We start from the raw sequence: 4,406 nt of genomic DNA on the forward strand, positions 1-4,406 counted from the left end.
ACCCGCAGCGAACCTAGGGCCGCCGTCTGCCCGCCCTCCAGACATGGACTGCTCTTTAGCCCTCTGGGCCGCGGATTTAGCCCCTTCGTAGCCCCCCCCTCTGGCCCCCCTCGTAGCCCCCTCTGGGCCGGGGCGGCGCCGCAGCCGGCGGTCGGTCCGGTCAGCCCAGGTCGACGAGGAACGCGCGCATCTCGGCGAGGAAACGGTCGGAAGCCTCCAGCTGGGCCCAGTGGCCCACCCCCGGCAGCACCACCAGCCGGGCGCCCGGCATCGCGGCAGCCGCCGCGCGCGAGCCCGCCAGCGGCACCAACGGGTCGCGGTCGCCGTGCACGAGCAGCGCCGGCGAGCCGATCCGGTGCACCGAGCGGAGCAGCGAGTTCGTCATGGCCGTGGGGCCGACGGTGGCCTGGTTGTAGCGGGCGTAGCCGACGCTCCCGCCGGGCGCGCGGGCCTCCCGGACGAACTCCTCGACCACCTCCGGCGGCAGCGTGGCCGGGTCGTGCACCGTCGCCCGCAGCGCGGTCCGGGTGAACCGGTTCGCCAGCCGCACCAGCGGTAGCAGCACCGGGTCGGGCAGCCGGGTGGCCAGCCAGGCGGCGCGCTGCGCCAGCGGCGACCCGAGACGGTCGACCAGACCGCCGGGGGCGACCAGCACGAGCCCGTGCACCAGGTCGGGGTGGCGCAGGGCCAGGTTGAGCACCACGTCACCGCCCATCGACACCCCGCAGACGACGGCACGGGGCACCCCGAGCGCCGCCATCCACCGGGCCACGAGGTCGGCCATGGCCTCAGGACGTCCGAGCGGGGCGATCCCCTCGGTGCCACCGAACCCGGGCAGGTCGAGGGCCAGCACCTCCCGGTCGGCGGCCAGCGCCGGCAGGGCGCGGTACCAGGAGATCGCGGCGTTGTCCGACCCGCCGCCGTGCACCAGCACCACCGGGACCCCGGAGCCGGGACGTCCCGCGCGGAGCGTGCGCACCCGGCCGCCGTCCAGCGGGACGATCTCGGCGACGACACCGGCCGGCAGCAGCCGCCCGTCCACCGCCCGGCCTCCCCTGCTCAGCGCAGCAGCGGGTCGACCGCGGCGGCGATGAAGAGCAGGGCCAGGTAGCTGTTGGACCAGTGGAAGAGCCGCATCGGCCGCAGCTCGGCGTCGAGCATCCCCGAGCGGGCGCGCAGGTGCAGCCGCACCGCCTCCACGGTGAACGCGGCACCGAGCACCGCGGCGGCCAGCGGGTACACCCAGCCGGTCTGGGCGATCGGCCACAGCGCGAGGCTGACCGCGACCGTCACCACGGTGTAGACCAGGATCCGGATCGTCACCTGCGGGGCCGGACGCACCACCGGCAGCATCGGCACCCCGGCGGCGGCGTAGTCGGCGCGGTAGCGGATCGCCAGCGCCCAGGTGTGCGGCGGCGTCCAGAAGAAGACGACCGCGAACAGCACCCACGGCGCCCAGGCGAGCTCGCCCGTCACCGCCGTCCAGCCGATCACCGGCGGGAAGCAGCCGGCGATGCCGCCCCAGACGATGTTCTGGGAGTACCGGCGCTTGAGCCACATCGTGTAGACGAACACGTAGAACGCGTTCGCCCCCAGCGCCAGCACCGCCGACAGCCAGTTCACCGCACCGAGGAAGACCGCGGTGGAGGCCACCGCCAGCAGCACCCCGAAGACCACCGCCTGCGGGGTCTGCACCTGGTGCCGCGGCAGCGGGCGGCGGCGGGTGCGCCGCATCAGCTCGTCGATGTCACGGTCGAGCACGCAGTTGAAGACGTTCGCGCTGGCCGCGGCCAGGGCACCCGCGAGCAGGGTGATGAGCACGAGCCGCAGGTCCGGCACGCCACCCGCGGCGAGGAACATCGACGGCACCGTGGTGACCAGCAGCAGCTCGATGATCCGCGGCTTGGTCAGTGCCAGGTAGGCGGCGAGCACGTCCCGGACGCGGGCAGGGGCGAGCGTCCGCTCGACGTCGTGCGTCGTCTGCTGGAGGCTCGTCACGTGCTCCCTCTCGTCTCGCTCGAGGCCGGGAGCAGTCTAGGGCGTGGCCCCCGCCGACGACGATTCGCGAGCGGGCTCCCAGGCCGTGGTCTCGGTCACGCGAACCCTGTTCCGACAACGCGGTGACCACCGACGAGGGGGCCGGACGCCGACCTCCGCTCCCGCACTAGGCTGGCGACGACCACCCGCCACACGAGCGCCTCGGCTGTCCTCAGTGCCGGCCGGCTGCAGGGAAAGGAACGCGCCAGCGATGACCACCACGACAGGGAGCGCCATCCACCCCGACGACTGGACCGAGCTGGACGCCCGCGCGGTCGACACCGTCCGGGTGCTGGCCGCCGACGCCGTGCAGAAGGTCGGCAACGGCCACCCCGGCACCGCGATGAGCCTGGCCCCGGCCGCCTACCTGCTGTTCCAGAAGGTGATGCGGCACAACCCGGGCAACACCAAGTGGGCCGGTCGCGACCGGTTCGTGCTGTCCTGCGGCCACACCGCGCTCACCCTCTACATCCAGCTCTACCTGGGCGGGTTCGGCCTGGAGCTGGACGACCTCAAGTCGCTCCGCACCTGGGACTCCAAGACCCCCGGCCACCCGGAGTACGGCCACACCGACGGCGTCGAGGTGACCACCGGCCCGCTCGGCCAGGGCATCGCCAACGCGGTCGGGATGGCGATGGCCGCCCGCCGCGAGCGCGGGCTGTTCGACCCCGAGGCCGCCCCGGGACAGTCGCTGTTCGACCACCAGGTGTACTGCCTGGCCTCCGACGGCGACATCCAGGAGGGCGTCTCCTCCGAGGCCTCCTCGCTGGCCGGGGTGCAGCAGCTGGGCAACCTGACGGTGATCTACGACCAGAACCAGATCTCGATCGAGGACGACACCAACATCGCCCTGACCGAGGACACCGCCGCCCGCTACGCCGCCTACGGCTGGCACGTGCAGACGGTGGACTGGGTCAACCCCTCCGACCGCGACGGCGCGGAGCGGTACGTGGAGAACGTGGAGGCGCTGCGGGTCGCGCTGGAGGAGGCTCGCCAGGTCACCGACCGGCCCTCCTTCATCGCGCTGCGCACGATCATCGCCTGGCCCGCCCCGAACGCGCAGAACACCGGCAAGTCCCACGGCTCGGCCCTCGGTGCCGACGAGGTGGCCGCCACCAAGGAGGTGCTCGGCTTCGACCCCGAGCAGACCTTCCAGGTCGACGAGGACGTCCTCGCCCACACCCGTCAGCTGCAGCAGCGCGGCCGCGAGCTCGAGGAGGCCTGGGACGCCGAGTTCGCCCGCTGGCAGGAGGCCAACCCCGAGCGCGCCGCGCTGTACGCCCGGATGGCCGAGCGCGCGCTGCCCGAGGGCTGGGACGCCGACCTGCCCACCTTCGAGGCCGACGCGAAGGGTGTCGCCACCCGCAAGGCCTCGGGCAAGGTGCTCGGCGAGCTGGCCTCCCGGCTGCCCGAGCTGTGGGGCGGCTCGGCCGACCTGGCCGAGTCCAACAACACCACCATGGAGGGTGAGCCCAGCTTCCTGCCGATCGACCGGCAGACGAAGATGTGGGCCGGCGACCCCTACGGCCGCACCCTGCACTTCGGTGTCCGCGAGCACGCGATGGGCGCCATCATGAACGGCATCGCCGTGCACGGCGGCACCCGCCCCTACGGCGGCACCTTCCTCACCTTCTCCGACTACATGCGCCCCTCGGTGCGGCTGGCCGCGCTGATGAAGCTGCCCGTCACCTACGTCTGGACCCACGACTCGATCGGGCTCGGCGAGGACGGGCCGACCCACCAGCCGATCGAGCACCTGGCCGCGCTCCGCGCCATCCCCGGGCTCGACGTCGTCCGCCCGGCCGACGCCAACGAGACGGTGGCCGCCTGGCAGGCCGTGCTCTCCCACACCGACCGTCCGGCCGGGATCGCGCTCAGCCGGCAGAACCTGCCGACCTTCCCGCGCGGCACCGACGGCTTCGCCACGACCGAGGACGTCCGCCGCGGCGCCTACGTGCTCAAGGACTTCGGCGACGGCCAGGGCGAGCACGTGGTGCTCATCGGCACCGGCTCGGAGGTGCAGCTCGCGGTCGCCGCGGCCGAGCAGCTGGCCGCTGACGGCATCAGCGCCCGGGTGGTCTCCATGCCGTGCCGGGAGTGGTTCGACGCCCAGGACGACGCCTACCGCGAGTCGGTGATCCCGGCTGCGGTGCGCGCCCGGGTCAGCGTCGAGGCCGGGGTGCCGCAGGGCTGGCGCGACCTGGTCGGCGACGCCGGCCGGGTCGTGGCCATCGACCACTACGGCGCGAGCGCGGACTACCAGCGGGTGTTCGCCGAGTTCGGCTTCACCGCCGAGGCCGTGGCCGCCGCGGCCCGCGACAGCCTGGCCGCCGCCCGCGACCTGGCCGGCGCACCGCTGCACCGGGGCC

3 protein-coding genes are annotated in these 4,406 nt (G+C 73.8%); 1 reads left to right on the forward strand and 2 read right to left on the reverse strand.

Features of this window, described 5'->3' with window-relative positions:
• Positions 1-160: 160 nt before the first annotated feature.
• The gene (locus tag DVA66_RS17520; RefSeq protein ID WP_114561210.1) at positions 161-1,042 is read right to left on the reverse strand and encodes an alpha/beta fold hydrolase; all 882 of its coding nucleotides are present in this window, start codon (positions 1,040-1,042) and stop codon (positions 161-163) included.
• A gap of 17 nt (positions 1,043-1,059) precedes the next feature.
• Entirely contained in the window at positions 1,060-1,998 is a 939-nt protein-coding gene (locus DVA66_RS17525; RefSeq protein WP_114561211.1) for a heme o synthase, read from the reverse strand.
• 250 nt (positions 1,999-2,248) lie between these two features.
• Between DVA66_RS17525 and tkt the strand changes: the two genes are divergently transcribed.
• Positions 2,249-4,406, forward strand: a 2,158-nt coding sequence (tkt, locus tag DVA66_RS17530; protein ID WP_114561212.1) for a transketolase, incomplete at its 3' end; no start/stop codon positions are given.

This window comes from Desertihabitans aurantiacus (genome assembly GCF_003344635.1).
Classification (GTDB): Bacteria; Actinomycetota; Actinomycetes; order Propionibacteriales; family Propionibacteriaceae; genus Desertihabitans; species Desertihabitans aurantiacus.